This is a genomic window from Puia sp., assembly GCF_035546395.1.
Classification (GTDB): Bacteria; Bacteroidota; Bacteroidia; order Chitinophagales; family Chitinophagaceae; genus Puia.
In genome coordinates this window covers 624,757-651,665 of the sequence record NZ_DASZXR010000002.1, presented here as the reverse complement: position 1 = coordinate 651,665, position 26,909 = coordinate 624,757, and the positions used below count along the sequence as shown (strand labels likewise).

The following is a 26,909-nucleotide window of genomic DNA, read 5'->3' as shown; positions in this document are numbered from 1 at the left end:
GCCAAAAATCAAGCGGGATGTAGAAAAAGTATTACTATTTTTAAGGTCAAGGGACGATAAGACAACTAAATATAAGCCTAATCCATGAATCCGGTCGTCAATTTTTTTCGGGGTCTGCTGGACTCTTCCGACTGGCCTGCGCGATGGCATTGCGGGAGCTGGAGTGCGTTTCATGGGTGGCTGTATATCATCAGCGATCTCCTTATCTGGTCTGCTTATTTTGCGATACCGGTGGTGATCATCCGGTATATTTCAAAGAAACAGGATGCCCGGTTCATCCGGCTTTACTTTCTCTTCGCGGCGTTTATTCTGGCCTGCGGGGCCACGCATTTCTTCGATGCCGTGGCGTTTTGGGTTCCCTTGTACCGGTTCAACGCGCTGGTGCTTGCTGCGACCGCCATCATCAGCTGGCTGACCGTCTTCTATATTGTCCGCTATCTTCCGCAAGCCATGTCCCTCAGGCCCGTGAGGGAACTGGAGCTGGAGATCGAGCAACGCAGGAACGCCGAACGGCAGATCAGCCTCCTGAATGCCGAGCTGGACAACACCGTTGCCCGGCGCACGGCGGAGATCGCGGACTATAAATATGCGTTGGACCAGTCTTCGATCGTGGCGATCACGGATCAAAAAGGGATCATCCGGCACGTCAACGATAATTTCTGCAATATTTCGAAATATACGCGGGAGGAATTGATCGGGAAGGACCACCGGATCATCAATTCGGGGTATCATTCGAAGAATTATATCCGGAACTTATGGGTTACCATCGCCAACGGAAGGATCTGGAAGGGGGAGCTGAAGAACCGGGCGAAGGATGGTTCCACCTATTGGGTGGACACCACTATCGTTCCCTTTTTGGACGCGGAGGGAAAGCCTTTCCAATACGTAGCCATCCGGTCGGACATCACCGAGCGGAAGAAAGCCGAGGAACAACAAGCGTTGTTGGCCTCCATCATCAATTCCTCGGACGAAGCAATCTTCAGCGTCGACCTCCAAAAGAAGGTCACCAGCTGGAACCATGGGGCCAGCGCCCTGTTTGGCTACGCGGCGGAAGAGATCGTGGGAAGGGAAGTGACGCTGCTGATGGCGCCCGAGCGACGGCATGAGGAGGACGTGGTGATCAGCCGGATCATTGCCGGAGAGATGGTGAAGCACTTTGAAACGGAAAGGGTCAGGAAGGACGGCACGGCCATCGAGGTGTCCATCAACGCCTCCCCGATGAGGGACGGCGACGGCAACCTGTTCGGCGCTTCGAAGATCGTGCGCAATATCACGGAATTGAAGCGAGCGGAGCGTCATATCATGGAGCTGAATATCAGCCTCGAGCAAAAGGTCGCTGATAGGACGGAACAGCTGGGGGCGATCAACCGGGAACTGGAAGCGTTCACCTATTCGGTTTCACACGATCTTCGTGCGCCTCTGCGGATCATCGATGGGTTTGCCGACATGCTCCTGAGTGATCATGCCGCGGAGCTGGACGAGGAGGGTCACCGGAAGTTGGGAACGATCATGGCCAACGCCCAGCGAATGGGGCGGTTGATCGACGACCTGCTAAAACTTTCCCAGCTGGGCAGGAAGGAGGTCGTCACCGTTTCGGCGGACATGAACAAGATCGTCCGATCGGCCATCGATGAACAATTGGGCGGTTATGCCGACAGGGAGCCGGAAATCGCTGTGGAAAGCCTGCTGCCGGCAGAATGCGCTCCGGGTTTGATCCTACAGGTGTGGGGAAACCTCATTTCCAATGCCCTTAAATATTCGGCCAAGAAGGAACGGCCAAAAATACAGATCAGCAGTCATGTATCGGGAGCGGACATCGTCTATGTGGTAGAGGACAATGGGGCGGGCTTCGATATGCAATATGCCGACAAGTTATTCGGCGTTTTCCAACGCCTGCACAAGCCAACCGAATATGAAGGTACGGGAGTAGGGCTTGCCCTGGTGCACCGGATCATTTCAAAACATGGCGGGAGGACATGGGCGACGGCGGAGCCGGGAAAGGGCGCCAAGTTCTATTTCAGCCTCCCCGCAAAACAACGACACGACAACGAACCCACGAATAATCATGGAACACGATGAGATCGAAATTTTGCTGATAGAAGACAATCCCCACGAGGCCGAACTCACGATCCGCAGCCTGCGAAGGAACAAGCTGGACGGACGACTGCTGCATGTCAGTGACGGCGTCGAGGCGCTGGATCTGATCTTTCCGGCCGGTTTGCCGGATGATGCCCCGCTGCCCTTCCATCCAAAGGTGATCCTGCTGGATCTGAAATTACCAAGGGTGGATGGCCTTGAGGTTCTCCGAAAGATTAAGACGGATGCGCGGACCCGGATGATCCCCGTCGTCGTCCTGACCTCTTCCCGGGAGGACCGGGACGTGGTCGAAAGCTATCAGTTGGGGGTCAACAGTTATATGGTAAAACCGGTCAATTTCACCGATTTTTCAAATGCGGTGGGGGAACTGGGACTCTATTGGATGATCCGCAACCTGCCGCCTCCCATTGGTCACAAATCCCCTTCATCATGAATACGGTGTTACAACTTCTGTTATTGGAAGACGATCCCGCCGATGCCGAACTCATCCTGAACTTCCTGCGAAAATCGGGCCTGGAGTCCGAGGCCGTCATCGTATCGGATGGGCAGGAATATGCAACTACCATCCGTACCAAGGTCTTTGACGCCATCCTTGCGGACAATTCCCTGCCCCAGTACAGTTCCAGCCAGGCCCTTGGGCTTCTCCAGAAAACGGGCAAGGATACCGCATTCATCCTGGTGACCGGTACCGTATCGGAAGAATTTGCCGTCGAAATAACGCATAAAGGCGCCGACGACTATATCCTTAAGAATAACCTCACGCGTCTTCCCACGGCCATCCTGCAAGCCATCGAGCGGCGAAAAGACAAGAGGGAGAAACTCGACGCGGAGGCGGCCCTGATCCAAAGTGAAATCCGGTACCGGACGCTGTTCCAACGCAATCCCGCCGGGATCTACCAATCCGGTCCCGATGGCAGGATCAGCGATTGCAACAATGCCTTTAGCCGGATGCTTGGCTATGCGCACTCTGCGGAATTACGCGCCGTGGATCCCCGTAACTTGTTTTGTTCCGAGGAGGATCGGAGGCAATTCATGGCCCGGGTCCAGTATGAAAAGTTTCTCTCCAATCATGAATTCATGCTGCGAAGAAAGGATGGGAGCGGCGTCACCGTACTGGGGAATCTGGCGCTGGTGGAAACCCCCGAGACGGGCTCCCAATGGATCGAGGGCATGCTGATAGATATCAGCGAGCGGCGGAAAGCCGAGAACGAGATCAGGGAGATCAACCGGGAATTGCGCGAGTTGTCCTCGCATCTGCAACATGTCCGTGAAGAAGAGCGGACGCAGATCGCAAGGGATGTACACGACGATCTTGGCCAGTTGCTTACCGCCCTAAAGATGGATGTGCATGCGCTCAAGAAGCAGCTGGCGCCCGATGGCGAAATAATACTTCAGAAATTCAACGATATCTTCGGGCTTATAGAAAAGGGCATCCAGTCGGTGAGAGGGATCGCCGCTGATCTCCGGCCGAGCATCATCGACGATCTCGGGCTAACCGCCGCATTGATCTGGCACAGCCAGGAGGTGGAAAAAAGATCCGGTGTGCGGATAGGTTTTATCTGCGAGCCGGAGGAGATCCAGGTCCCGCCGGAAATCGTCACCGATATTTTCCGGATCTACCAGGAAGCGCTGACAAATGTGGTTCGCCATGCCCAGGCCCGGGCGGTGCAGGCCAGTCTGACCCTGGCAGATGGCCGGATCCGTCTTGCCGTGAGTGACGACGGGATCGGTTTTGACGCCAGGAACAATGGGAAACGGAAGAGTTTTGGTTTGCTTGGGATAAGGGAGCGGGTGTTGCTGATGGGCGGGGAATTTGAATTGAAAAGCGAGCCTGGGAAGGGGACGATGCTGAACGTCTCGGTTCCGGCGCGGCTGCCTTGACTGCTATTCGGCCGTTACCCGGTACGGCCCGGCGTCCGCGCGCGCCGGCATTTTTTCGCTGCTGTTCCTCGGTCCCGGCATCATTGCGGACCCGGGAAAAGTATAAGTCTGCGCCTGTTTTTTGCAAGTTGGGGGAGTTTTCCCGGCGGAGCTTTGTGTCATAAAATCATTTTATGAGCACAATGAATCAATCGGGCAGGATTGCCCTTGTGACCGGCGGGAGCCGGGGGATCGGCAGGAGTATTGCGTTGAATGCGGCGCAACGTGGAGTTGGGATCATTCTTACTTATAATAGCCGCGTGGCGGAGGCAGAGGGGGTGGTTGCGGCCATTCGCGCTCTCGGCGGGAAGGCTATGGCGTTGCAACTGGATTCGGCCCGGGTGGGGACGTTTGACGACTTTGCGGGCCGGGTTGCGGCCGTTTTGCGGGCTGAGTGGGGCCGGGACCGGTTCGACTACCTGGTGAATAATGCGGGGATCGCGCAACGGTCGTTGATCGCCGATACGACGGAGGAAATCTTCGACCAGCTGGTGGATGTGAATTTCAAGGGGGTTTTCTTTTTGACAAAGAAGCTGCTGCCTTTGTTGGCGGATGGGGGGCAGGTGATCAATATTTCGTCGGGGCTGGCGCGGTTGACGTTCCCGGGCGTGGCGGTGTATGGGGCGTTGAAGGCGGGGTTGGAAACGCTGACGCGGTATTTTGCGAAGGAATATGCGGGGCGGAAACTGCGGTTCAATGTCGTGGCGCCGGGGGCTATTGATACCGATTTTGGCGGGGGCAAGGGGGATGATGCGCATAAGCAGCAGATAGCCGCGGCGACGGCGTTGGGAAGGCTTGGGGAGGCGGAAGATGTGGGGTTGTTTGTGGCGGGGATGTTGTCGGATGATAGCCGGTTTGTGAATGCGCAGCGGATCGAGGTTGGCGGGGGGATTGGGTTGTAATTGGCGGAATGGGGTGTGGGGGCGAGGGGATAAAGGCTAATTTTGCATCATGAAATATGTGGATATACGAGGGATCACGGAACTGCATGAATTCTTCCGGATCGGGAAGCCGGTGCATCCGCAGATCTCGGTGGTTGATTTGGCGGCAGTCGACCGGAGTCACCGGGAGGCGGGGGACTTGTACCGGTTGGACTTGTTTGCCGTTTCGTGTAAGAAGCTGAAGGGCGTGTTCCGGTATGGGCGGACGACGTATGATTTTGGGGAGGGTTCGCTGGTGTTCACGGCGCCCAACCAAGTCATTTCACCGGATATCGATTCGCTGATCGTCGAGGGATGGGGAATCTATATTCATCCGGACTTTTTGAATGCCAACCCGCGGGGGCATCCGTTGACCCAATTCCCTTTCTGGGGGTATGATACGCATGAGGCGTTGCATATTTCGGAGGCGGAGAAGGATGTCCTGGAGGATTGCGTGGAGCATGTTCAGCGGGAGATCGCTTTGAACCTGGATCAACATTCCTATAATCTCATTCTGCGGAATTTGGAGTTGTTCTTCGATTATTGCGTGCGGTTTTATGACCGGCAGTTTTTGACCAGGGCGGGTGTGAGCCGGGATATCGTGCAGCAGTTCGAGCGACTGTTGGCGGATTACTTTGGGCAGGAGACGCTTGTGGAGGTGGGGTTGCCGGACGTGAAGTATTTTGCGTCGCGGTTGAATTTGTCGCCGAACTATTTATCGGAGGTGTTAAATAAGTATACGGGGAAGACGACGCAGGAGCATATTCATTTGAAACTGGTGGATAAGGCCAAGGCGTTGTTGTGGGGGACAGAGAAGGCGGTGAGCGAGATTGCGTATGAGCTGGGGTTTGAGCATCCTTCACATTTTACGAAACTTTTTAAGAATAAGGCGGGAGTGTCGCCGAGGGCGTTCCGGGGGCGGGGGTAGGACTATTGATGCGATTAACCCTCGAACAAATCATTCATGGTAATCGTATTTTGTATGAATCCGAGGGAATGAATATTGTCCTTTGACCCAAAAGTCGTTATAAGGGTTGGAAATACGGCTTTCCGTGTCTGGGTCTCGTTTTTGAAGGTGAATACCTTTTTTTCAAGCTCTTCTTTGTGCCCTTTGGTCAGTATGAAGGGCTCTTGCGTGAATTTTACCTCACAAAGATTAATTACGTGGTCTCGTCTATCTATTAAAAGATCAATCTGAACCTGCCGGTCTTTATCGACCCATGACGATTCCTCGGTATATACGCCATTTATTCCTAGTTTTCTTTTGATGGCGGTTATGTGTTGCAGGCAAATGCTTTCGTACGCGTAGCCACTCCAAGCCCGCCATGCGGGACTATCGATTCGGCTTAGCCACATACCTTCTCCAGTAATTTTTTGGTCCTTGATGAATTTCAAATAGAATAGAGAGTATTGATCAGAAAGCCTGAAAATGCTATCCCTGATCTTCTTTCCAAAAGGGACGCTTTTGCTGATAAATCCGCTTTCCTCCAATTCCCGAAGAATCGTTGTAAGCGTTCCTCCATCGTTGATTTTACTTAGTCTTACGATCTCTTCCCGGCCAAGACCCTTTGGTCTGGAAGCGAGTGCTTCGACGATCGTTACGTGTTTTTCGGCATGATTGAATAACGAACGATAGAGGTTGTCGTATTCCAATTTCAGCAATCCGTGCTTTGCAAAGGCCAGGCGATCGATTTCCTGGAAAGCACTGTACCCAGGTCTGATCTCACTCAAATAAAAAGGTATCCCGCCGAGCACCATATAAAGCTGGAGTATCTGATATCTATCCAATCCGATCTGGTGGACTTGAAAGTAATTCTCTGTCTCCTGAAGCGTAAAAGGCAGCAAGCGAATTCTTTGGGTGACTCTATTGTAGAGGCCCCCTCGGTTATTGATCACTTTGTTTATCATCCAGGATGCTGCGGAGCCACAGACTACCAGAAGAATGTCGGAGCGGCCGGAAGCCCAGGAATTCCAAAAGTGTTCAAGAGCCGAAAGGAAATTAGATCGTGGCGTGTCGATCCAAGGCAATTCATCGAAGAAGATGACTTTTTTCGATGCATCTAATCTTTGGAGATAGTTTCTGAGGAGGGCAAATGCATCAAACCAATTCTTTGGACGATCGACAGGATTAATCCCAATATCCAATTCTTTCAGTACAGAAAAGAAATTGGCCAGTTGTTGAGATGTGTTGGCCCTGGCAATGCCGGTCATTTGAAATGCAATATGGGTATTGTACACTTGACGCAAAAGGAAGGTTTTGCCCACCCTTCTTCGGCCGTATACTGCCAGGAATTCGGACTTTTCACTCTCAAGTAGTTGATTAAGAATAACTTGCTCTTCCTTGCGGCCGACGATCGCTTCCATTTTGATAGTTATAATCAGCGGCAAGTATAGTAAATTTATAACTTAGCGCCAAGTAGGGGTGGATAAATAGCGGTAAGTTGGTAGAATAGGGGTCTTAGCGCTAGTTTGACGCAAAAAGTTAGCAGTGGTGGAGACGCGGAAAGCGTTGGGGCGGGATGCGGGTGTCGGGGCAGGTTATCGGGGCGGATGATGGGTGGGGGGCGTTGGGGCGGGGTGCGGGTGTCGGGCGGGGTGGAGATTTCGGATGTCTTTAGATGGATCGCATGCAGCCGTCGGGTCAAGTTTTTGGCGTTGTGGAGAACCGGGCGAGGACGGCTGCTTTGTCTTTTTTGATCTCTTTGGCGAAGGCGATAGCCTCTGGATGGACCTGATGATATTTTTCGCTCCAGGCGATCATTTCTACCATGAGGGGCGCCAAATCGATTCCTTTGGGAGTGAGCTTGTACAGAACTTTGGTCTTGCTGCCGGGATGGGCTGTTTTGGATATTATTCCCCCGGCTTCGAGCAGGGCGAGCCGATCGGCGAGGATATTGGTGGCGATATTCTCGCCGCCTTTGAGAAATTCCCCATAGGTATTCTTTCCTTTGAACAACATATCGCGGATGATCAGCAGGGACCATTTGTCACCGAAGATGTCGAGGGCGGTACTGATCGGGCAATCCGATCGATAGGTTATTTTTTTGCGCTTCAAATAAACTGCTTGTTTCACTTGCAAAATACAAGTAATTTTCTATTTTTATGCTTGCAAATTGCAAGTAACATATAAAATCAACTGCGAATGAGCCGCTTACAAGCCCGGGATGAGGTCACGGTCCATGCGCCCGCCGCCAGCATTTGGGCGGCTGTAACCGATATCGCGCTTCTTCCGACAATCAACCCGGGTGTTGTGAAGGCCTCCGGTAGGATGAATGAACTGTATGGAACGAGGACCTGCGAGGTGGAGAGACCTATTACCGGCCGGCGCATTTTGTTGCGCGGATGATGAATGGGTTGATGGGCACTCACCGAAAATCGTTCCTGACTATGGCTATCTTACACAATGAAATACTCATCGACGCGCCGATCGGAAAGATCTGGATCTCTTTGTCGGCTGTTGAAGAATTGGAGCAATATGATCCGACCGTCCGAAAATCTACGGCGCTGACCGAGGCCAGGTGGGGCGAGGGGGCGGCGCGCAAGGTAGAGATGAAGGATGGTAAGAACTGGTTCGAGGAAAAGGTGACCGTCTGGGTGCCTAATGAAACCCTTACGTATGAGTTGACGGCCTGTTCTTTTCCCATAGACCGACTTTCTCATACCTACAGCTTTGAGCGGGTTGGGAGCCTGATCAAGGTGAAGCAGGTGATGGAATACCGGGTAAAATTCGGGTTGCTGGGGCGGCTGATGGACGGGCTGATGATCAGAAAGCAATCGGATGCCGGCATAAAGAAATTCCTATCGGGGTTGAAAACCTATGTTGAATCAAAATAAGTTGCCGTATGTCTTACAGCGAAAAATTAGCGGACAGGATCCGGAGGCAGTTGGCGGGTCTGCGCCATGTGGAGGAGAAGCCCATGATGATGTGCGTGGGCGTGGAAGAAGAAGGGGTAAATCTTCGGACCTTGCCTAGGAATGGTCGTTCATCCGGATGCAACATTTCCCGGCGAGGACTGAACAGGCTTTCAGTTGGAGGGAGAGTTCGACCTGGTCCATAGGCCGGGTGATGTAGCTGTCCATGCGGGTGACCAGAGTGGCGGTTCGGAAATTGTTGGTGGCGGCGCCGGCGATGGCGATGAAGAGGGGTTTCAGGTTGGTGGTCCGCTCGGGGCTGTCGAGGATGGTTTCGAGGCCGGGGATGCCGACGTCGACGAGGATCACGTCGTATTTTTTTTCCGCGGTGGTATGGGCGATGTCGCCGGCGGAGGCGGCCTGGTCAGGTTTGTACCCGAACTGGATCAGCATGTGGCTGGTGGCGGCGCGGTCGGCGGGATCGTTGTCTGCGACGAGGATCTCGAGGGGGTAAGCGATCGCAAAGGTGTCTAGGTTTTCCATTTGGGTTTCAGGGTATTGGGTTTGGCGCCGGCGCGGCTCCGGTGCGGTGGACAATTTACGCTGTTGCCGCCTTATTCTATGAATTGTCCAGGGTGGAAGTCTAATAAATAGGAGATTGCGCCGGAAAGACTAAGGGTATTCCACTAAATTTCGAATGCGTGTTTGTAGGGACCCGGGGCTTTTTTTCGCGGAGTGTCCTTCGAAATCATGCGTGGCTGTTGTCCGGGGTCCTTCTGCTCCTCCGTGGCTATTCATAATAGTCCGCGATGTAGGTTCCGACGGCGTTGATCAGTCCTTTGTGATCGTTGTTGCCGTCGCGGTCCATCCAGCCGTTGTCGCTGCAGCAGATGTAGGCGAAGAGGGTGTCGCCGAGGGTGACGCGGAAGTAGACGGGGACGCCGTTAGAGCCTTTTTCTTCGGAGGGGGTGATAGTGCCGGCGTAGTGCTTTCCTTCGAAGTCGAGTGAGAGGGGGAATGAGTTTTCGGTATCCATTGTCTTGCCTGCTTAAAACATCGTGCCATCCCGATTTCCGGGTCGATTGCCCGGTCTGCCGGGTCGGATGCGTAAAAAACTTCGCTGGACGGGAAAAAGTGATAACTTATTGGTTAAAAATAAAATAATGGAGGGGCAAAACATCCAGCAGGTGGTTCCTTTTTTTATGGTGACGGATATCCGGCGGTCGCTGACTTTTTATGTCGACGGTTTGGGTTTCCGGATGGTGAACAGTTGGGAACCTGGGGGGAAGCTTACCTGGTGCTGGCTGCAGCGGGAGGGGGCAGCGTTGATGTTACAGGAGTACGGGGCGAATGATCCACGCGCGGGGGCCGAGAAGGGAGTTGGCGTGGCGCTTTGCTTTCAATGTGTGGATGCGCTGGCGTTGTATACGGAATTTCTTGGGAGGGGGTTGAAGCCGGACGAGCCCTTTGTGGGAAATAATATGTGGGATGTAGGGCTGACCGACCCTGACAACTATCACCTTCATTTTGAAAGTCCGACGGATGTACCGGAGGAGACGAGGTACAGCGACTGGATAGCGAAACAATAAAGCAGCTTTTCATATGACTTTTACGGCCGAATTTAAAATCAAGTATTTAAGCCCCGTATTGCTGGTAGCGGACCTTGAACGGGCGGTGCAGTGGTATCATGGGTTGGGGTTCGAGACGGAATTTACTTTTGGGGGATTCTATGCGGCGCTAAGGAAGGATGGGTTCTTCCTTCATTTGAAGGTGGCGGATGTCCGGAGAAAAAAACCGACTGCCGAACATGTGGATCTTGTGTTGTCCATGGGCGGGGTCGGGGAATTGTATGAGGCGTTGAATGGTGCGGGTTTGGAGATCGTTCAGCCCTTGCGGAAGATGCCTTATGGGTTGGAATTTTATGTTGCGGATTTGGATGGATATGTACTTGCTTTCGTCGACTGAGGTCGTACCCTATTAATGGATTTGAGTTTAGCACGGAATATCTGCCTTCTACAGGAATTGCACGCTTGCCAGTTCGCGACCGACCTGTTGTACGCCTTTTAGAATTCTGTTGGTCTGAATGGCAGAAGGCTTTTTAATGCCTTTGATGTATTGGGCAAGCAGACTTTGGTTCATGCCAATTCTTTCGGATAGGGCTTTTGCATTGATCACCTTATAAAACTCGAAGAACTGCGGCATATCCAGTAAAATCTTCAGATCGTTTTCAGTAACTGATCGATCCGAGCCTTGCAGGAAGAGATTGATGGCCTCCAGAATGTTGGATTTGAGCTCTTCCAAAGACTTTCCCACGGTGTATACCGGATACTTTTCGGCGTATGCCGAAAAACCAGTCTTCGTTTTTTCTACGATCATTGTGACTTTCATCCTCGAATGTTTTATCGCAAACCTGCGTCTTTCTTAATCTTGTTTTCTAATCCTTTGCCGACTTCCTGGCTGCCATGGGCCGGGCAAACGATTTGGCCTTTTTTCCTGGGATGCTCCATGATCATGTGACTTCCGGACTGCCTGAATCAGGTAGTCCGTATGCTGCTGAGGTCATGAATTATCGAGGCGAGCAGCTGATCAGGGAGTGCACGCCGGACCGGAAATCGAAGCGGGCGAGACGATAGGTGGTGAGTGTGCTATCACCTTCGACGATGTCCAGGTGGGTGTCGATGGGCGGGTTTTGGAACACCTGTGTTTTGCCGGTGACCGGCCAGTTTATTTCGAGCCGCCCGATGGCGGTGGCCTGGCCGATTCCGATGTGCTGGCAGAGGGGGTTAGAGCCGAAGCTGCCGCCGGAGTTAACGTCTCTGAAGACGGAGCGTTCCTTACCGTTCTCCCGGAAGGTCACCTTTATCCTTGCGCCGATGGCGGCTTTGTTGGAGACGACGCCATGCAGGCGGAGATCTACCCAGTGGTTGCCATTCTGGCCGGGGTTGAGATATAGGGAGTTCTCGAAGGCGTCGCCGGTGTAGGCGCCGCCCATTTTGATGTAGATGTCCTGGTTGCCGTCGTTGTCGAGGTCGGCGAAGGATACGCCGTGGCCTTTCTGGATGTTTCCCACCCGGGCGGAAGTGGTGACATCGAGGAACCGTTGGCCCTGCAGGTTTTTGAACAGCTTGTTCGGCACGGCGGATTTGAGTTGGGGATTGCCGGTGCCGAGATAGAAATCGAGGTACCCGTCGTTGTCGATGTCGCCGAAGTTGGCGCCCATGGCGAATGCGATGCTGTTCAGTCCTACTTTTTGGGAGACCTCCTCAAATGTGCCGTCGTGGTTGTTGCGGAAGAGGAATACTTTTCCGGCGTTGCCGATGGGGGTCTGGGTGGCTTCGGCCGCTGCGTAGTAAGAGAGGGATTGGGTGAACTCGTAGCCGCAGACCAGGATGTCAGGCCAGCCATCGTTGTCATAGTCCCAGAACCAGGTGGGGAAGGTTCGGGTCAGATTGTGGGTGAGCCCGGCCTGCTCGCTTACGTCTTTGAATTTTATGGGTCCATTGCGGGTGGATTCGTTCCTGAGCAGGATCTTGTTGCCGTTGAGGGTAGAAAGAAAGATATCGGGGAGCCCGTCGTTGTCGTAGTCGGCGGAGGTGACGCCCTTTACGAATTGGGTGATCGCGCAGCCTGCCTTGGCCGCCACGTCGGTGAAGGTGCCATTCTTGTTATTGATGAACAGCTGACAGGGATGCGGATCTTCGTTTGGCGTCGTCTCGTTGCCGATGAAACAATCGAGCCAGCCGTCTTTGTTGAAGTCGGCCCAGGTGGCCGTTTGGGAGGGATGGAAGGACAGCAGGCCGCTGGCCTTTGTAACGTCCGTGAAAGTGCCGTCGCCGTTGTTGCGTAAGAGGGAGTTCGGGTTCTTGCCGAATTTTCCCTTCCAGCCGCCGCGCAATACGAAGATGTCCTTGTAGCCGTCGTTGTTGTAGTCGGTTTGGATAATATTCAGGCCGCCGGTGAGGTAGCCGAGGCCGGAGGAATCGGAGACATCGGTGAACGTGCCGTCGGCATTGTTGCGGTAATAGCGCATGGGTTCGGTGAGGGACCAGCTGCTGAGTACGATATCGTCGTAGCCGTCATTGTTGAAGTCGTCGACGATGCTGCCGCCGGCGATGCATTTGTAGTTGACCCCGATGTTCATGGCCACGTTCCTGAACGGCTTTACGAGGCGCCCTGTGTCATCATCTTTTACCTTCAGCAGAAATTGCGGCGGGACTTCGGTTGGATAACCGCCGGTGGTCATATAGGCGATATTGAGGAGCCACCGGGATTCCAGATCGCCGGGGTTGTTCGCCAATATCGTTTTGTACAGGGCGATCGCCTTTTCGGCGCCCCTCTTATCCCGGTGTACGCCGTCGCCGGCGATGGGGAAGATGCAGGAGCCGGCGGTGTGTTTGTTGATGCAATTCATGCGGTCGCCGAGGCGGAGGTAGGCAATGGCCATATCCTTGAGCACCCGTTGGCGTTGGTCGATCAGGCCCAGGGGAATCTTGTCGAGCATCTGCTGGAAGATGCCGATCGCCTTTTGTTCCTCGCCGAGTTGCAATAAGGCATTGGCCTTGCGGCTGAGGGCCTCGTCCCTGGCATCCTGGTTTGGATCCTGGCCGAGGAGGGAGTCGCAGTATTCGATCATGGCTTCCGGTGAGAAAACGTTGTCGTGGTTATGATCGGCTTTTGCCGCAACCTTGAGGAGATCGATCATCTCCTGGTTGGGCAGGGGGTGGCGCCCGCAGGCGGTGAGGGCAAGAACCGTCAGTATGGCTGGAAGGCGGTTGGGCATTGATTTATTTTTTGTTGATCCTTACCATCCGAAGGCTATCATCGTTGACGGCGGCAAGGATCACGCGTTGGTCATTGGACAGACGGATAAGCGCCATATCCTTTACGTCCCCGTTCAGGATGAATCCGCTTTTTGCGGGGGGTACGGCCGTGAATGTTTTGTTTGGGCCGCCGCGAAGGAAGCAGCCATAGGATGCATCGTAGCGGCCGGTGATCACGTCGGTCTGGTAGTCGTTTCCCGCGAGCAGGAGATCGTTGTACCCATCCTTATCGATGTCGGTGCAGAGGATCGCGTTCACGGGGGCGAATTGCGCTTCGACCGGGAGTGGGTGCTTTATGAATTTGCCGTTGCCGAGGTTTTCGAGCCAGCAGCTTCGGGTCTCGTCGCAATAGAAGGCGGCGACATCGGCTTTTGACTTGCCGGGGAAAAGTTCGGAGAAGCCGGCCCGGGCATAGTCGTCGTTCAGCAGGAATCGTTTCTTTATTGCGGGGACCTGGGCTGCCAGCTGGCCCCGGCTAACTGCGGGGTATGATCGCCGGATGCCGTCCCTGTCCTTTATATAGTAGAACAGGATAGGGTCGATGCGGCCGTTGCCGTCGATATCGGCGGCGAACAGTTGCATTGGGGCGCCCGGCCCGGCATGGTAGTCGCAATTGAGGCCGAGATTGCCGGCGACCAGGTCGAGGTCACCGTCGTTGTCGATATCGGCGGCGACCAGCCTCCGCCACATGCCGTGCATATTGGCGGGGGCGGCGGAGTCCGTCACTTCGTGCAGGCGGCCGTGGTCGTTGATAAAGAACCGGACCGGCATCCACTCCCCTGCCAGGACGAGGTCGGGTTGTTTGTCATTATTGATATCCATCCACAGGGCGGTGGTGAGCATGCCGGCCTTTTGCAAGGCGGGACAGGCCTGTGCGGTGACGTCGGTGAATACCCCTTTATCGTTGCGGAGGATATAGCTGCGGGGCGAGAGGGGGTATTCCTTCGATACCCGTCCGCCGATGAACAGGTCGAGGTCGCCGTCGCCGTCGATATCCGCGGTGGCCACGCAACCGGCGATGGTGCGAACGGAGCCGGGGATGGCGGTGTTGCTGAGGCTGAAATTTCCTTTCCCATCATTGAGATAGAGGCGGGGTTTATAGTATGTGGAGCCTTCCTCGTATTGAAAACCGCCGTTGGTGACCAGGAGGTCGAGGTGGCCGTCGCCGTTGGCATCGAAGAAGGTTGCGGCCATGTCTTCCTCCATTTTGATGCTATCGACCAGGTTCTTTGACCGGAAGGGCCCGTTGTTTTGCTGGACGAAGAGCTTCCCGGAGGAATTGAAGGCGCCGCCGACGAAAAAATCGGTCGTGCCGTCGTTGTCGATGTCGCCGGTGGCGATAAAGGGGCCGAGTTGGGAATATTTGTGCGGCAGGAGCCGTTGCAGGGCAAAATCGTTGATGGGACTTTCGCGGTGGCGGTAGGCGATGCCCATCGAGGAGGTGATGTCCGTGAAGAGCGAAGGGGTGGGTATTGGGGCGGGAACTTTTGTTTTGGCGGCGTTGCACCACGAGAGGGTCAGCGTAGTGTCGGCGGGGAGTTGGCGGATGGTTTGGAGACTGCTATCGGGCCATACGACTTTGACCGAGTCGATGCGGCGGGTTTGGCCGAGGCCAAAGAGCAGTTGACGGTCTACGGAAGAAAAATAACCGCGAACGGGATTCTCTTCCTGCAACTGCGCTTTACCGCCGGCGTAAACATAGACCTTTGCGCCGAGGCCTTCGGGGTTCAGGGTGTCGCCGGCGAGCCGGAGGCTTAGAAAATGCGATTGGGCGGTTTTGCCTTTTTGCACGGTATTGTTGAGGAATACGAACGCTTCTTTGTTGATATTGTTGACGACGAGGTCGAGGTCTCCGTCATTGTCGAGGTCCACGTAGGCGGCTCCGTTGGACATGGAGGGTTCGTCGATGCCCGCCTGGGCGGAGATGTCGGCGAAGGTGAGGTTGCGTTGATTGAGGAACAGGTAATTGGGGAGATCGACATGATCGAGCTCTGCGAGGCGTTTGCGGATGAGAGCCTCCTGTTCGGGGCGGGTCTTGTTGCTACCGAAGATCCGGCTGCTGAACTCGAGGAAATCGGTGTTGATAAAATCACGCCCGATGCCGTTGGTGATGTGGATGTCCTTCCAGCCGTCGTTGTCGAAGTCGGCGATGAGTACGCTCCAGGACCAGTCGGTGGCCTGGATACCGGCCAGCTGGCCGATGTCGCTGAAGCAGGGAATGCTTGTGTCGCCGGCTTTCAGGCAACCGTTGTTCAGCTGGAGCATGTTGCGCATGAATTCCGGGGAGTAGCCCATCCTGCGTTCCGCCTCATAGCGGTCGTAGTTGATAAAGGAGAAGGACTCTTTTTTCCGGCGGTTGTATTCGGGGAGCATGTCGAGGGTGACGATATCGGGCAGCCCGTCGTTATTGATATCGGCGGCGTCGGAGCCCATGCTGGAATAGCTGGAGTGCCGGAGGGAGCGGTCGATGACGTTTGTGAAGGTGCCGTCGCGGTTATTGAGCCAGAGATCATCATTGGACAGGAAATCATTGGCTACGTAGATATCGGGCCAGCCGTCGTTGTTGAAGTCGCTGACGGAGACGCCGAGGCCGTAGCCGTCTTCCCTGATACCGGCCTGGAGGGAGACGTCGGTGAATATGGGGTGGCCTTTTTCTTTTGAAAAGCCTTCGTTGCGGTAGAGCCGGTCGTTGGCCGGTGAGCTGCCGCTGCGGTTGATGGGGATGACGGCGTTGGTGTGGGCGCCCAGCAGGTAGTTGACGAGATACATATCGAGGTCGCCGTCGCGATCGTAGTCGAGGAACACCGCCTGGGTGGAATAGCCGGAGAAGTCCAGGCCGTATTCGGCTGCTTCCTCTTTGAAGGTGAGGTTGTGCTGGTTGATGAAGAGGAGGTTTTTGGCGGGGTGGAGCAAATCTTTGCCGAGGACGCAGACATAGATGTCGTCGTAGCCGTCGTTGTTGATGTCGACGATGCTGACGCCGGTGGCCCAGACGTTTGTCGACAGGCCTGCTTTTTCGGTGATATCCTCGAAATGGTTGTCGCCTTTGTTGATGTAGAGGCGGCAAGTTGATTGGTTAGCGGTGAAGAAGATGTCTTTTAGCCCGTCGTTGTTGAAATCGCCGATGCCTACTCCCCCGCCCATGTAGCCGAATTCGTTGATAAAGGAAACGGAGGAGTCGACGTCATCGAGGTCGTTGCGAAAGTGGATGCCGGAGGCGCCGGGTTGTAGTTGGGTGAAGAGTTTATCCTTGCTTTTGCCGCCGCAGGCGGCGAAAAAAATGACCAAGGTGCAGAGCAGGTATGGGCAAGCAGATAACGGCATGGTGAAAAGATAAAGAAAAAAGGAGGCCGTTGGGCGGCCTCCTTTTTGTTTATTTGATCAGCGGGTTCGCGGAGGTTTCGCTTGCCGGGATCGGGAACAGGGCGACCTGGCCGGGTTTTGGATCCGGACGCAGGGAGGGATAGTATCCCTTTGCGCGCCATCTGAGGATATCGATATTATTCACTTCTTCGCCGGCCATTTCGACCATCTTTTCGTGCATGACCGCTTTCATGGCGTCGTCGTGACCGGTCAGGGTGACGGGGGGCATCTGGACGCTTTTGCGGGTGGTGCGCACCTCGTTGATGTAGTCGGCGGCTTTGGCCGGTGAGCCTACCTCGGCTTCGCATTCGGCGAGCATGAGGAGGACTTCGGCGTAACGCATGACGCGCATGTTCAAGCCATCGGGATGAAAGGTGTCGTCGTTCCAGTCCAGAACGGAGTATTTGCGGTAAACCCTTCTTTTTACGATGCCGTTGTGGGTGCTGGCGGCGACGTTCATGCCGCTTTCCGTCAGTACTTTGCCGACTTTGGTGCTATTGTAGGTGAGGATGCTGTCGCCGGACTCGTAAAAGGTGAACTTGTACCTTGGATCGCCCGGTTCGAATTCGTTGAGCGTTGCATCGGAGGGAACCACGTTGCCCCAAACGACGCCATATTCCTGGCTGCGCATGATGCTTTCGTCGGCGGTGGCGCCTTCCCCTGTGTAGCCCCAGTTGAAATTGTTGTCGCCCTTGTCGATAAAGACGACCTCAAAGATCGATTCGGGATTGAATTCGTGACCGGTGGCCTGTACCTTATCTCCTACCTTGACGTCGCCATCGAAATTATCGAGGAAGTTATCGACCAGGGTGTATTTGCCGTAGATCTTCAGCAGGGCTGTTTTTGCGGCGTTGTAGTCTCCTTTTTGCATTTCCACTCTGCCGAGGAGGAAATTGGCGGCGTCGCTTGTAGCGCGGCCATCGGTGGAATGGCCGGCGGGCAATTTGGCGGCGGCGTCATTGAGGTCGGCAATGATGAGTGCGTAGACATCGGCAGCGGGTGATTTGCCCTTATAACCGGTAGCAAGGGTATCCGGCTCTTTGTACAGGGGTACGTCGCCCCACATGGATACCAGCTCGAAGTAGGCCCAGGCGCGCAGGAATTCGGCTTCGCCGACGATCACGTCCCTTGCGGCGGGATCGTCCTTGACGCCGGGGGCTTTTGCGATGACGAGGTTGGCCCTGTTGATCATCTGGTAAGTTCCGTTCCAGACGCTGGTCATGACGGAATTCGAGGGGGATGGCGAGGGTTGTTTCAACAGTTCGTTCCGGGGGGCTTCGAGCTGGGCTCCGCCGGAGCCGGTTTCGCCGCCGCGCATGTCGTGGGTGAAGAACCATTCGCGACCCACGAGATTGCCGCTGTGCAAGGTCGAATAAATCGCATTGACCCCGTTGCGGAGCTCTGCGGCCGTCTTGAAGTAGCTATCCGTTGTCGGATTGTTCTGATCGAATACATTCAATCGTTTATTACACGCAATAACGGCGGCTGTAGTGAGGGTGGTCGCCATCAGCACTATTTTGATATATCGCTTCATACTATTGTATTTTCAAGGTTTTCTTCAATTACTAAAAATTGGCCTGGATGCCGACCTGGTAAGCCTTTGGCTGGGGATAGACAGCGGCGTCGATACCGTTGGTCAGCGCCGAGGTATTGACCGTCCTGTTGCCCACTTCGGGGTCGAAGCCGGTGTATTTTGTCACGGTGAAGACATTTTGTGCCGAGACGTAGATCCTGAACCCTTTAACCACTCCATGTGTCATCGTCTGAAGCGATTTGTCGGGTATGGTATAGCCCAGCATGACATTCTTCAGGCGGAGATAGGAGCCGTCCTCGAGGAAGCGGGTCGAGGGGCGGGCATTCTGATTGGGATCCGAGGAGATGGCGCGGGGGACGCTGGTATTGGTATGGGTCGGCGTCCAGGCGTCGAGGACCTTTGTGCTTGCGTTGAAGAAGCGGATCATCCCTTCGGAGATGGTGCGGGTGGCGTTGTAGATCTTATTGCCCTGTACCCCCTGGAAGAATGTCGACAGATCGAAATTCTTATAGTTCGCACCTAAATTGAAGGAGTAGGTGAATTTGGGGATGAAGCTGCCGAGGAAGGCACGGTCTTTATCGTCGACGACGCCGTTGCCATCGTTGTCTTTGAACTTAAGGTCGCCGGGGCCGGTGCCGGCGGCCTGGGTGGCATGTTTCTTTACGTCCGCCGAGTCCCGGAAGATGCCTTCCACCTGCCAGCCGTAGAACGATTGGATGGGGTGGCCGACGGCGGTATTGGTGACGTTGTAGCCTTCGCTGAGATCTGCATCGGCGCCTGCTTCGATCCCTTTGACCCCGGGAGCGAGTCTTGTCACTTTGTTGGTGATGAAGCTGATCAGACCGCTGACGTTCCACCTGAATTCGCCGGTGCGTTTGGTGTAGCCGGCCTGGAGTTCGAAGCCGTTGTTGGTCATGGCGGCAACGTTCTCGGGTACGTTGAGCGTCAGATAGCCCACCGAGGGGGGCAAGGGAAGCTGGAGGATCAGGTTGTCGGTCGTCCGCCGGAAATATTCGGCAGACAGGGTGACCGTGTTGTTCAGCAATCCCAGATCGACGCCAAAATTCAGCTGTTTTGTCGTCTCCCATTCGAGCTGCGGGTTTGGAAGGGCCTGAACGGAGGAAGCGGGTCCGCCGGTGAATACATTTCCGAAGGGATAGTAGGCGCTGTTGGCGCTGACGCTGGCCTGCCAGGGTGTCCAGCCCAGGGCGAAGCCGTTGAGGCCGGTGATGCCATAACCCGCCCTCAGTTTGAGCTCGGAGACGGTCGTTTGCGCCTGCATGAATTGTTCCTGGTCGAGGCGCCAGCCGACGCTTCCCGAGGGGAAGACCTTCCATTTCAATCCCGGCGCCCAAACGGAGAGACCGTCCCGGCGAATGGCGCCGCTTACCAGGTATTTGCCTTTATAGTCGTAGGTGAGGCGGCCTACATAAGAGACCAGGTCGCCCTCGCTCTTCAGCGTCTGAACGGAAACGTTGGAAGCGTTGTTGAGCGTTTGGACGCTGTTGGTGGGCTGGGTGCCGCTGGCATTTTCGTTTCGTACCTTTTGCTGCAGGTATTCATATACGGCCACGGCGTTCAGGTGATGGTCGCCAAAGCTTTTATCGAACGTCAGCTGCTGCGTGTATACCTGAACGGTGGATACCGTACGGTTGTTGGTGATGCCTGCCAGGATGGCGCTGGAGCCGGCGACGGTTCCGCTGTCGTTGAATATGGGGGTGAACCGATAATCCAGGCCGTTTGCGTAGTCGATGCCGAGGGTGGAGCGGAACTTCAACCACCGGGTGAAGTTAATCTCCGCATAGGCAGAACCGAGGATCTTCAGCGTGGTCCTGTTGCCCGGGTTCTTCACTTTTGCATCTTCTACGGGGTTGGTCGGGTCGCCGCCGTCCAGCACGGAGTTGACGCCTCTGAACCCATCGGAGGTCGTCGGATCATAGACGGGCATGTGGGGCATGATCCGGATGACGTTCACCAGGTTTGTTCTTGAACCGGTCTCGTTGTTATCATAAAATTGCTCGCCGTTGGCGATATAGAGATTTTCGCCGAAGTTGAAGACCTTGCTGATGTTGTGTTCCGAATTGATGCGGAAATTGAAGCGTTTGTATTCAACCGTGGGAGCGATCCCCGTCTGGTCGAAATAGCCGGCCGATGCATAGAAGCGGGATACGTCGCTGCCGCCGCTGAGGGCGATATTATGCTGGGTCATTACGCCGGATTTGAAATAGGCGTCCTGCCAGTCGGTATTGGTCTGGCCGTAGGTCTTCGAGGCGCCGTTGTAGATCGGCGTGTTTACCCAGGGAGCCGTCAACCGGGGTACATTGGCCCCGTTGTAGGCGAGGGAATATTGCTGGAACTGCTGGGTGTTGAGGAGGTCGAGTCTTTTTGTGACGTTTTGGGTGCCGGCGTAGGAATCGAGGGTTACCCGGATCTTACCGCTGCGGACGCCTTTTTTGGTGGTGATCATGATGACCCCGTTGGTGGCGCGGGAACCGTAGATGGCGGCGGCGGATGCGTCTTTGAGCACGTCCACCGACTCGATATCGCGGGTGTCGATCGTAGAGAGGTCGCCGGTCGGGAGGCCGTCTATTACATAGAGGGGGTTAGACGCATAGGAGATGGAGCTGATACCCCGGATCCGAACGATGGGATCGGTGCCGGGACTGCCGTTGTTGGTCACCTGCAGGCCGGTGACCCGGCCCTGTAATGCCTGGGCGACGCTTGCGACGGGCAATTCTTTTACCGTTTTGCTGTTGACGCTGGAGATGGCTCCGGTCACCGAGGCGCGTTTTTGGGTACCGTAGCCGATGACTATAATTTCTTCGACCGCTCCGCTTTTTGGCTGGAGCCGCAGGTTGATCTCCCCGGTGTTGGCATCCAGTTTGACGGTGACGGATTGGTAGCCCACCATCGAGATCTCCAGTGTTTCGCCGGAACTGGCATTGATGGAGAATTCGCCGGCTGAGTTCGTGCTGGTGCCGCGGGTGGTGCCTTTAACGGTGACCGAGGCGCCGGTGAGGGGGGTGCCGGTGTTGTCGAAGAGTTTGCCTTTGACGGGGGTTTGGGCGTAAACGCCCGAGGCGAGGAACATGAATACGATGAGAGAAAAGCAGCTCTTTGGGAGCCTTCGAATGGCTGAGTGGGAACTTTTCATAAGCAACAATTGTGTAGTTAATGGTGAATGGTTCGAATGAAATCTTGTGCTAAGTTAAAGGAAAATAGTTTCAACCGATTGCATAAAGATGTCGAACTTTTTTCCATTTCTGTGTAGGGAATATTATATATATTTTATAAGAATTTCTTTTAAGTTGTTATGCAATATTTTATATGTTTAAATCTTGTTGCATTAATTCTGCTAAATAGTGCAAAAAATTGCAAACGGATGCATAAAAACGCTTATTTTTAGCTTTCGGATACGGTGCGCCGGTATTCCATTGGGGTCATACCGAAATGCTTCAGGAATGCCTTTCCGAAGTTGCTCCGGGAATGAAATCCCACCTTTACGGCGATCTCCATGACCTTGCCGTCGCCGGCGGACAGGAGTTCGGCTGCTTTATTCAGCCTGATGGCGGTTATCCATTCGTTTGGGGTATGATCGGAGAGAGATCTGATCTTTCGGTACAGTGTAGGCCGGCTTACGTGCATCAGTTTGGCCATTGCGCCGACATCCAGGGTGGTATCGTGGAGGCGGCCGAGAATGATGTCGTGCAGCCTGTCGAGAAAGGAGTGGTTGTTAACGGCGCCGGGTACAGGCAGTAAATGGGACCTGGGGGACCGGGTGAACCAGGTTTTGAGGCGGCGTCTGTTGGCCAGCAGGGCGCCCAATTGCGCCCTCAGGTGGTCAGGAGAAAGGGGCCGTTCGAGCCAGGCGTCGGCGCCGGACTCGAGGCAGGCGAGCCTGGCGGATGGGTCGTTGGCTGGGATGAGGATGATCACCAGGGCGGGGGCAAAGCTGGGTGAGGCTTTCAGCCGCGAGCAGATGTCAATACTTTCCCGGCGGTATCCCGATGTCGCGTTGATGATGACCAGGGGCAGGGCCTGTTCTTCGAGCATCGCCAGGAGATGCCGTTCGCTTCTTGCGGACTGTAGAGGGTAGTTGTCGCCGAGGTATTGTGCGAGCCGGTCCGTCATCGCTTTATCGCAGTGGAGCAATACGACGTTTTGGGTGGATGTCAATCCCATGGCAGGGATGGCGGAGTCCATGGATCCGGTGGTGGCGGGAGCAATCATAGTTCGGACAAATCTATAGTTAACAGCCAGTTAGATATGCGCGATTTGTTGAAATGTATAGCACAAATGTTTAATTTCCTTATATTCGATTAACTTGCTTCAACCGGCGACAACATGGCGGTCAAGACCAGCATAGCATTTCTATTTTTTGTCCAACTGACCGTTGCCGGCCGCGGGCAGGGTGCGCATCTGACCTTTTCGTCGCTGACCTCAAAGGACGGCCTGCTTTCCAACACGGTAAATGCCATTTTAAAGGATCGATACGGATGGATGTGGTTTGCCACCGATGACGGTCTCAACCGGTTCGACGGTACTAATTTTACGGTCTACCGGCATATTCCGGGCGACAGCAACAGTCTCCGCGCCAATGAGATCCTGGCGTTGCATGAGGACAGCGGGGGCAATCTGTGGGTAGGAACCAGCGGTGGCGCCATCAGCCTGTACGACCGGAAAAAGGACCGGTTTCTTTCCTATCCCCGGCCGGGTGATACGTCGGGCCTGGTGCCGAATGCCGTTATACGGGGCATCTGCAGCGATGGGCGGGGAAAGATCTGGATCGCGCAGTTCGAATCTCCCTATGTGCTGGATGCTTTGTCGGGGACGCTGACAAAGATGGATCTCGGGTATACTGCGGGAGCCGCGCATCGCGTCGCGCTGGAGTGTGTATTTGCAGACAGCAGGGGCAGGGTCTGGGTTGGTACGGACAGTGGGCTATTCCTTTATCAACCCGCCGCGCGCCGTTTCCGGCCATTCCGGCATAGGCCGGGTGATGACGCCAGTCTTGTGCACGATCATGTGAAGGTGATCGCCGAGGACGGGTCGGGGCAGCTATGGGTGGGTACGACGCAGGGGCTGTGTGTGATGCAATCGCGGGAGGGAGATTTTACCCCTTACCGGAAAATGGATCCCCGCAACAAGGCGCTGGGTGAAACGGCCATCAATGCGATCGTGCCGGACGGGGACGGCAAGCTGTGGATCGGGACGATGGAGGGGCTTCATGTGCTGGATGTGAAATCCGGATCCGTGTCGACCTATCTCCCGGATGGGAATGCGCACGGGTTGACGAGCAAGACGATAAAGAGCATCTATATCGACCGGGAGGGCATTTGCTGGCTGGGCACCGACCTGGGCGGGGTCGATAAATTCGATAAAAACCTGAACCTTTTCGATCTGAAGTCGGGGGATGCTTTTCCCGGAGGAGGCAACAGGAGTCCTATCGTGACCTCTTTTGCCGAGCGGCGGGATGGGAAGGTGTGGGTCGGCACGGATGGGGGCGGGCTGTACAGCTTTGACAGGGTGAGCGGGAAGATAAAACGGGTTTTTTTGCCGGTGAACAGGCTGACGGTGCTTTCCTTGCTCCAGGCCCGGAGCGGCCAGTTGTATATCGGCACATTGGGAGAGGGGTTAATCGTGATGGATACGGCGACGGGACGGATCAGGAGGCTTAGTACGGCTTTGAGCGGAAACGAAATATACAGTATGCTGGAAGACAGAGAGGGCCGGATATGGGCGGGTACGAATGGGGAGGGGGTAAATGTCCTGGAGAATGAGCGGGTCGTCGCCCGGTATACGCCGTCGCCGATGACCAGCCGTGATATCCTGTTGCCGGTGAACGGTTATATCCGGGCGCTGGAAGAGGATAGGGACGGGAACATCTGGATCGGCACCCATGGCGGCGGGCTGGCGGTGCTCCGGCCGGGGGACAATCATTTTACCTTCTATAACCAGGGCAATAGCCGGCTGCCGTTCGACAAGGTGCATTCGCTGCATTGCGACAGCCGGGGCCGGATGTGGGTGGGGACGTATGGAGGCGGGCTGAGCGTGTTCGACAGGAGCGATGGGCATTTTATCAATTACACGGAAAAGGACGGGCTGCAAAACACGACGATCTACCAGATAGTGGAAGATGCCGGGGGCCGGATCTGGGTCAGCACGAATACGGGGCTCAGTTGCTTTTTGGCAGACACGAAGACCTTTCGAAACTTCAGCGGGCTCAACGGCCTGCAGGATAACAATTTTGTGCATGGGGCGGGGGTGCGGCTTTCGGACGGCGAGTTGTTGTTTGGCGGCGTGGAAGGTTTTAACTATTTCGACCCTGCCCATTTAACGATCAACCGGAATATGCCGGCCGTCGTGCTGACCGACCTGCAGATTGCCAACAAGTCCGTGCAGGCGGGGGCCGGGTCGCCCATTGCCGAGCAGATCTCCGTTGCCCATGAGATCCGGCTTGATTACAAGCAAAATTTTGCGCTGAGCTTTGTCGCGCTGAACTATACCCTGCCCAAACGAAATCAGTATGCCTATCTGTTGGAGGGTGTCGATAAAGACTGGAATGTCGGCGCCATGAATACGGCCCGATACACGAATCTCGATCCCGGGCAATACCGATTTCGCGTGAAGGCGAGCAATAACGACGGGCTTTGGAGTACAGAGGAACGCTCCATTCTCATTTATGTAAAGCCACCGTTCTGGCGCACCGTTTACGCTTATATTTTCTATGTGCTGGCGGCGGGCGGGCTTTTATTTTATAGCCGCCACCGGGGAATTGCGAGGATCAGGAACAAATTCCAGCTGGAGCGGGAGCGCGCCGAGGTGCGGCGGACGCAGGAGCTTGACCGTTTGAAGTTAAAGTTCCTTACCAATCTGAGCCATGAGTTCAGGACGCCGATTGCGCTGATCATGGGACCGGTGAATGAGCTGCTTGGCTGCCAACAGGATAGCGGTTCGAAAGAAAAGCTGTCTTTGATCCGCCGGAATGCGGGGAGATTGATGAACCTCGTCAACCAGTTGCTGGACTTCCGGAAAATGGAAGAGCAGGAGCTCAAATTGCTGGTGACGCCCGGGGACTTGGTGTCCTTTGTGAAAGATGTGGTGCATTCCTTTTCCGATCTGTCGGGGAGAAAGCATATCCGGCTCGATTTTACCAGTACTATCGAGCGGCTCGACGTGCTGTTCGACCATGATAAGATCGAACGCATCCTGTTCAACCTGCTTTCGAATGCTTTCAAGTTCACCCTGGAGGAAGGGAGCATTTCGGTTGTGATGGAGGCGGCGGGGAAGCCGGACGAGGCGGGGAAAAGCCGGGTGGCGATCCGGGTGGCGGATACGGGTATCGGGATACCTGCCGAGATGATGGAAAGGATCTTTGAACGGTTCTTCCAGCATTCGTCCGGGGAGGCGGTGCTGAACCAGGGTACGGGCATCGGTCTTTCGATCACGAAGGAGTTTGTCCGGATGCATGGGGGAACTATCGGGGTGGAGAGTGAGCCTGGGCGGGGGAGCGTCTTTACTGTTCTTATCCCCTTTGAGATGGCGGAGGCCGTCCCCGTTGCGTGTGCGGCGAAGGGGGTGGAGGCTGTGAGCGTTGCGGCGGAGGAAACGACGCCGGAAACGGAGATGCCGACGATCCTGCTGGTCGAGGACAATGAGGACTTCCGGTGGTACCTGAAGGACAATCTCAAGCGAAATTACCGGATCATCGAGGCGGCGAACGGGAATGAGGGTTGGCAGAAAGCGTTGGCCGCCCATCCGCAATTGATCGTCAGCGATATCAGTATGCCCCAGATGGACGGCATCGTGCTGTCGAAGAAACTGAAGGCCGACAAGCGGACCTGTCATGTGCCGATCATCCTGCTTACGGCAGTGACGGGGGAGGTGCAACAGGTGAAGGGATTGGAAACGGGCGCCAACGACTACATCACCAAGCCTTTCAATTTCGAGGTTTTGCATGCCAAGATGCGGAGCCTGCTCGAGCTGGGGCGGAACCAGAAGAGCATTTATACGCGGCAGATCAAACTGGTGCAGCCGGAGCCGGGAGTGCAGACCGAGGATGAGCGGTTGTTGCAATCCGTCGCCCATTGCCTGGAAGAGAATATATTCAGCACGCAGTTGTCCGTAGAGTTTCTCAGCAGGCAGGTCGGGATGAGCAGGAGTTCGCTGTACCGGAAGATACTGGAGATAACGGGGGAAACGCCGGTGGAGTATATCCGAAGTTTCAAACTGGAGAAGGCGGCGATCCTGCTGGAAAAGAGCGATCTTACCGTTGCGGAGGTGGCTTACCAGACCGGGTTCACCACGCCCAATTACTTTGCGAGGGCTTTTAAGGCAAAATTCAATATACTGCCCTCGGAATACAGTGCTCAAAAAAGGAAACGGAGGGAGAACCCTATATAA

At 55.0% G+C, this 26,909-nt stretch carries 20 protein-coding genes and 1 pseudogene; 10 read left to right on the top strand and 11 right to left on the bottom strand.

What is annotated here, in order from left to right; genetic code table 11:
• The first annotated feature begins 84 nt into the window (after positions 1-84).
• The 5 genes from VHE34_RS03775 to VHE34_RS03755 all read left to right on the top strand — a co-directional run bounded on the left by VHE34_RS03775 (position 85) and on the right by VHE34_RS03755 (position 5,865).
• On the top strand, positions 85-2,079 hold the full coding sequence (locus tag VHE34_RS03775) for a PAS domain S-box protein (RefSeq protein ID WP_325584742.1): 1,995 nt from the start codon (positions 85-87) through the stop codon (positions 2,077-2,079).
• Complete coding sequence (locus tag VHE34_RS03770) at positions 2,066-2,530, top strand: response regulator (protein ID WP_325584740.1); 465 nt, start codon at positions 2,066-2,068, stop codon at positions 2,528-2,530. The genes VHE34_RS03775 and VHE34_RS03770 overlap by 14 nt, the downstream gene beginning before the upstream one ends.
• Positions 2,527-3,978 carry a PAS domain S-box protein gene (locus tag VHE34_RS03765; RefSeq protein ID WP_325584738.1) on the top strand — a complete coding sequence of 484 codons (1,452 nt, stop codon included), beginning with the start codon at positions 2,527-2,529 and terminating at the stop codon, positions 3,976-3,978. Before VHE34_RS03770 ends, VHE34_RS03765 begins: the two co-directional genes overlap by 4 nt.
• 173 nt (positions 3,979-4,151) lie before the next feature.
• Positions 4,152-4,919 (top strand): SDR family NAD(P)-dependent oxidoreductase, encoded by a 768-nt coding sequence (locus VHE34_RS03760; RefSeq protein ID WP_325584736.1) that lies wholly within the window; start codon positions 4,152-4,154, stop codon positions 4,917-4,919.
• 49 nt (positions 4,920-4,968) lie between these two features.
• Complete coding sequence (locus VHE34_RS03755) at positions 4,969-5,865, top strand: helix-turn-helix domain-containing protein (RefSeq protein WP_325584734.1); 897 nt, start codon at positions 4,969-4,971, stop codon at positions 5,863-5,865.
• Positions 5,866-5,879: 14 nt separating this feature from the next.
• On the opposite strand, the gene VHE34_RS03750 is transcribed toward VHE34_RS03755, so the two are convergent.
• Together VHE34_RS03750 and VHE34_RS03745 are read right to left on the bottom strand one after the other, a co-directional pair.
• The gene (locus VHE34_RS03750; protein ID WP_325584732.1) at positions 5,880-7,301 is read right to left on the bottom strand and encodes an AAA family ATPase; all 1,422 of its coding nucleotides are present in this window, start codon (positions 7,299-7,301) and stop codon (positions 5,880-5,882) included.
• 277 nt (positions 7,302-7,578) lie between these two features.
• Positions 7,579-7,992, bottom strand: a complete 414-nt coding sequence (locus VHE34_RS03745) for a helix-turn-helix domain-containing protein (RefSeq protein WP_325584730.1) — start codon at positions 7,990-7,992, stop codon at positions 7,579-7,581.
• A gap of 87 nt (positions 7,993-8,079) precedes the next feature.
• Here VHE34_RS03745 and VHE34_RS03740 point away from each other — a divergent pair, with 87 nt between their 5' ends.
• Together VHE34_RS03740 and VHE34_RS03735 are read left to right on the top strand one after the other, a co-directional pair.
• Positions 8,080-8,283 (top strand): hypothetical protein, encoded by a 204-nt coding sequence (locus tag VHE34_RS03740; RefSeq protein WP_325584728.1) that lies wholly within the window; start codon positions 8,080-8,082, stop codon positions 8,281-8,283.
• A gap of 41 nt (positions 8,284-8,324) precedes the next feature.
• Positions 8,325-8,771 carry an SRPBCC family protein gene (locus VHE34_RS03735; protein WP_325584726.1) on the top strand — a complete coding sequence of 149 codons (447 nt, stop codon included), beginning with the start codon at positions 8,325-8,327 and terminating at the stop codon, positions 8,769-8,771.
• 135 nt (positions 8,772-8,906) lie between these two features.
• On the opposite strand, the gene VHE34_RS03730 is transcribed toward VHE34_RS03735, so the two are convergent.
• Together VHE34_RS03730 and VHE34_RS03725 are read right to left on the bottom strand one after the other, a co-directional pair.
• Positions 8,907-9,332 (bottom strand): response regulator, encoded by a 426-nt coding sequence (locus tag VHE34_RS03730; RefSeq protein ID WP_325584724.1) that lies wholly within the window; start codon positions 9,330-9,332, stop codon positions 8,907-8,909.
• Positions 9,333-9,579: 247 nt separating this feature from the next.
• Positions 9,580-9,825 carry a hypothetical protein gene (locus VHE34_RS03725; protein ID WP_325584722.1) on the bottom strand — a complete coding sequence of 82 codons (246 nt, stop codon included), beginning with the start codon at positions 9,823-9,825 and terminating at the stop codon, positions 9,580-9,582.
• Between the two features lie 127 nt (positions 9,826-9,952).
• Between VHE34_RS03725 and VHE34_RS03720 the strand changes: the two genes are divergently transcribed.
• Together VHE34_RS03720 and VHE34_RS03715 are read left to right on the top strand one after the other, a co-directional pair.
• Entirely contained in the window at positions 9,953-10,378 is a 426-nt protein-coding gene (locus VHE34_RS03720; protein WP_325584720.1) for a VOC family protein, read from the top strand.
• A gap of 13 nt (positions 10,379-10,391) precedes the next feature.
• Entirely contained in the window at positions 10,392-10,754 is a 363-nt protein-coding gene (locus VHE34_RS03715) for a VOC family protein (protein ID WP_325584717.1), read from the top strand.
• Between the two features lie 48 nt (positions 10,755-10,802).
• Here VHE34_RS03715 and VHE34_RS03710 read toward each other — a convergent pair whose 3' ends face one another.
• From VHE34_RS03710 to VHE34_RS03685, 7 genes and pseudogenes are all read right to left on the bottom strand, one after another.
• On the bottom strand, positions 10,803-11,177 hold the full coding sequence (locus tag VHE34_RS03710) for a hypothetical protein (RefSeq protein WP_325584715.1): 375 nt from the start codon (positions 11,175-11,177) through the stop codon (positions 10,803-10,805).
• Positions 11,178-11,188: 11 nt separating this feature from the next.
• Positions 11,189-11,308: pseudogene (locus VHE34_RS31090) on the bottom strand (type II toxin-antitoxin system HicA family toxin); the annotation flags it as partial.
• Between the two features lie 47 nt (positions 11,309-11,355).
• Positions 11,356-13,569 carry an FG-GAP-like repeat-containing protein gene (locus VHE34_RS03705; RefSeq protein ID WP_325584713.1) on the bottom strand — a complete coding sequence of 738 codons (2,214 nt, stop codon included), beginning with the start codon at positions 13,567-13,569 and terminating at the stop codon, positions 11,356-11,358.
• A gap of 4 nt (positions 13,570-13,573) precedes the next feature.
• Entirely contained in the window at positions 13,574-16,933 is a 3,360-nt protein-coding gene (locus tag VHE34_RS03700; protein WP_325584711.1) for a VCBS repeat-containing protein, read from the bottom strand.
• Positions 16,934-16,982: 49 nt separating this feature from the next.
• On the bottom strand, positions 16,983-18,506 hold the full coding sequence (locus VHE34_RS03695) for a RagB/SusD family nutrient uptake outer membrane protein (protein WP_325584709.1): 1,524 nt from the start codon (positions 18,504-18,506) through the stop codon (positions 16,983-16,985).
• Positions 18,507-18,537: 31 nt separating this feature from the next.
• A complete protein-coding gene (locus tag VHE34_RS03690) occupies positions 18,538-21,660 on the bottom strand; it encodes a TonB-dependent receptor (RefSeq protein WP_325584707.1) in 3,123 nt (1,040 codons plus the stop codon).
• Positions 21,661-21,908: 248 nt separating this feature from the next.
• Positions 21,909-22,736: a helix-turn-helix transcriptional regulator gene (locus tag VHE34_RS03685; RefSeq protein WP_325584705.1), complete on the bottom strand. Its 828-nt coding sequence runs from the start codon at positions 22,734-22,736 to the stop codon at positions 21,909-21,911.
• 114 nt (positions 22,737-22,850) lie between these two features.
• On the opposite strand from VHE34_RS03685, the gene VHE34_RS03680 reads away from it, so the two are divergent.
• Positions 22,851-26,909, top strand: coding sequence for a hybrid sensor histidine kinase/response regulator transcription factor (locus tag VHE34_RS03680; protein WP_325584703.1), 4,059 nt, complete (start codon positions 22,851-22,853; stop codon positions 26,907-26,909).

Excerpts from the sequence above, each read along its gene's own strand:
- VHE34_RS03730 (WP_325584724.1), bottom strand. The coding sequence starts at position 9,332 with ATGGAAAACCTAGACACCTTTGCGATCGCTTACCCCCTCGAGATCCTC.
- VHE34_RS03695 (WP_325584709.1), bottom strand. The coding sequence starts at position 18,506 with ATGAAGCGATATATCAAAATAGTGCTGATGGCGACCACCCTCACTACA.
- VHE34_RS03735 (WP_325584726.1), top strand. The coding sequence starts at position 8,325 with ATGGCTATCTTACACAATGAAATACTCATCGACGCGCCGATCGGAAAG.
- VHE34_RS03680 (WP_325584703.1), top strand. The coding sequence starts at position 22,851 with ATGGCGGTCAAGACCAGCATAGCATTTCTATTTTTTGTCCAACTGACC.
- VHE34_RS03705 (WP_325584713.1), bottom strand. The coding sequence starts at position 13,569 with ATGCCCAACCGCCTTCCAGCCATACTGACGGTTCTTGCCCTCACCGCC.
- VHE34_RS03720 (WP_325584720.1), top strand. The coding sequence starts at position 9,953 with ATGGAGGGGCAAAACATCCAGCAGGTGGTTCCTTTTTTTATGGTGACG.
- VHE34_RS03765 (WP_325584738.1), top strand. The coding sequence starts at position 2,527 with ATGAATACGGTGTTACAACTTCTGTTATTGGAAGACGATCCCGCCGAT.
- VHE34_RS03755 (WP_325584734.1), top strand. The coding sequence starts at position 4,969 with ATGAAATATGTGGATATACGAGGGATCACGGAACTGCATGAATTCTTC.
- VHE34_RS03710 (WP_325584715.1), bottom strand. The coding sequence starts at position 11,177 with ATGAAAGTCACAATGATCGTAGAAAAAACGAAGACTGGTTTTTCGGCA.
- VHE34_RS03725 (WP_325584722.1), bottom strand. The coding sequence starts at position 9,825 with ATGGATACCGAAAACTCATTCCCCCTCTCACTCGACTTCGAAGGAAAG.
- VHE34_RS03775 (WP_325584742.1), top strand. The coding sequence starts at position 85 with ATGAATCCGGTCGTCAATTTTTTTCGGGGTCTGCTGGACTCTTCCGAC.
- VHE34_RS03700 (WP_325584711.1), bottom strand. The coding sequence starts at position 16,933 with ATGCCGTTATCTGCTTGCCCATACCTGCTCTGCACCTTGGTCATTTTT.
- VHE34_RS03760 (WP_325584736.1), top strand. The coding sequence starts at position 4,152 with ATGAGCACAATGAATCAATCGGGCAGGATTGCCCTTGTGACCGGCGGG.
- VHE34_RS03715 (WP_325584717.1), top strand. The coding sequence starts at position 10,392 with ATGACTTTTACGGCCGAATTTAAAATCAAGTATTTAAGCCCCGTATTG.
- VHE34_RS03685 (WP_325584705.1), bottom strand. The coding sequence starts at position 22,736 with ATGATTGCTCCCGCCACCACCGGATCCATGGACTCCGCCATCCCTGCC.
- VHE34_RS03740 (WP_325584728.1), top strand. The coding sequence starts at position 8,080 with ATGAGCCGCTTACAAGCCCGGGATGAGGTCACGGTCCATGCGCCCGCC.
- VHE34_RS03770 (WP_325584740.1), top strand. The coding sequence starts at position 2,066 with ATGGAACACGATGAGATCGAAATTTTGCTGATAGAAGACAATCCCCAC.
- VHE34_RS03690 (WP_325584707.1), bottom strand. The coding sequence starts at position 21,660 with ATGAAAAGTTCCCACTCAGCCATTCGAAGGCTCCCAAAGAGCTGCTTT.
- VHE34_RS03750 (WP_325584732.1), bottom strand. The coding sequence starts at position 7,301 with ATGGAAGCGATCGTCGGCCGCAAGGAAGAGCAAGTTATTCTTAATCAA.